At 48.4% G+C, this 1253-nt stretch carries 1 protein-coding gene; it reads left to right on the top strand.

The features are described from left to right. The first annotated feature begins 565 nt into the window (after positions 1–565). Positions 566–1189, top strand: coding sequence for an FMN-binding negative transcriptional regulator (locus V6U78_RS12670; RefSeq protein WP_405341563.1), 624 nt, complete (start codon positions 566–568; stop codon positions 1187–1189). Positions 1190–1253: the final 64 nt, after the last annotated feature.

The following is a 1253-nucleotide window of genomic DNA, read 5'->3' as shown; positions in this document are numbered from 1 at the left end:
TTCGCTGCGCTCAATTTTACACAAAACCGGCCGTCGCTCTCGTTCGCGTGAGCTTGGCGTTAGATGAAAATCGGACCACCGCAGATGACAAGATTGAATCGAAGTACTGATTGTGGCAACTCACCCAAGAACAAAATGGTGGAAGACATCGGTATCGCGTTAGAAATGCGTGATCGCGAGTACCTCTCCACTATCCTCGATTCTGGAGCTGTATGGAGCGATTCGAGAAGCATGATGACCTCTGCGGAAAAAATTCTGGATGCTCTTATTGCGCAGGATAAACCGGCCGCTTTGACGATATGTCACGCTCTATGCCACGGAAAGGTTGGTGCTGTGAACGGATACGTTGAACGCGGTAAAAGTGAGCAGCACTTTTGCCATATAATCGAATTCACCTCAACGAAATGCAATCGAGTCAAGCGAATCGATTCCTACGGTGGTTGAGGTGGTTTACGCATCTAACAATCACATCAAGTCCGCTCACTTCGTTCGCCCGACGCTCGTGCCTCGCGCGGCTTATGTGAGGCGTTAGCTGTATCAAAATCCAACGAGAGTAGTTCCAAAGATGCTAGTTCCGGGTCATTTTAAAGAAGAAAATTACGATAAGCTTCACCAGTACATCAAAGACTATAGCTTTGGTGTACTGGTGGTTGCTGACGATAATGGTATCGACGCAAACCACCTCCCGTTTCATTTTAGTTCCAGCAAGGAACATCCGCTTGGCACTCTCAGGTGCCATGTGGCTCGTGTGAATCCTGTTTGGCAGCGAATTGAGAATGGCGCGTCGGTTCTTGTGATATTTAAGGGGCCAGATGCCTATGTATCACCTTCGTGGTATGAAACAAAGGCGGAGACAGGTAAGGTCGTTCCTACATGGAACTACCTAGCTGTTCACGCAGAAGGAAAAGGTTCAATCTTTCGGGAGCATTCTTGGCTGATAGAACATCTTCATCAGTTAACAGATCTTCACGAGTCTGGAAGAAAGAATCCATGGTCTGTAAATGATGCTCCTTCAGAGTTCACCAGTCGCTTAGTGAAAGCTATTGTTGGTATCGAGATCCAAATTGAAAAGCTCATTGGACAAGTTAAAGCAAGCCAAAATCATCCAGCTCGCAATCGAGCAGGAGTAAAAGCAGGCCTTGCAGCAGGCTCTGCAAGCGAGTCGGCAATGTCTGATTTTATCAGCTAACAAGTCGCATCACGTCGCCGCCATTGGCGGCTGGACGGCCACTGCGTGGCCGCCCGTGTGCTCT

Origin of the sequence: Marinospirillum alkalitolerans, assembly GCF_045055655.1 — a bacterium.
GTDB lineage: Bacteria > Pseudomonadota > Gammaproteobacteria > Pseudomonadales > Halomonadaceae > Marinospirillum > Marinospirillum alkalitolerans.
This window is presented reverse-complemented; position numbering and strand designations above follow the sequence as displayed.

Bases quoted from the DNA above. Each gene is read 5' to 3' on its own strand.
- V6U78_RS12670 (WP_405341563.1), top strand. From the start codon at position 566: ATGCTAGTTCCGGGTCATTTTAAAGAAGAAAATTACGATAAGCTTCAC.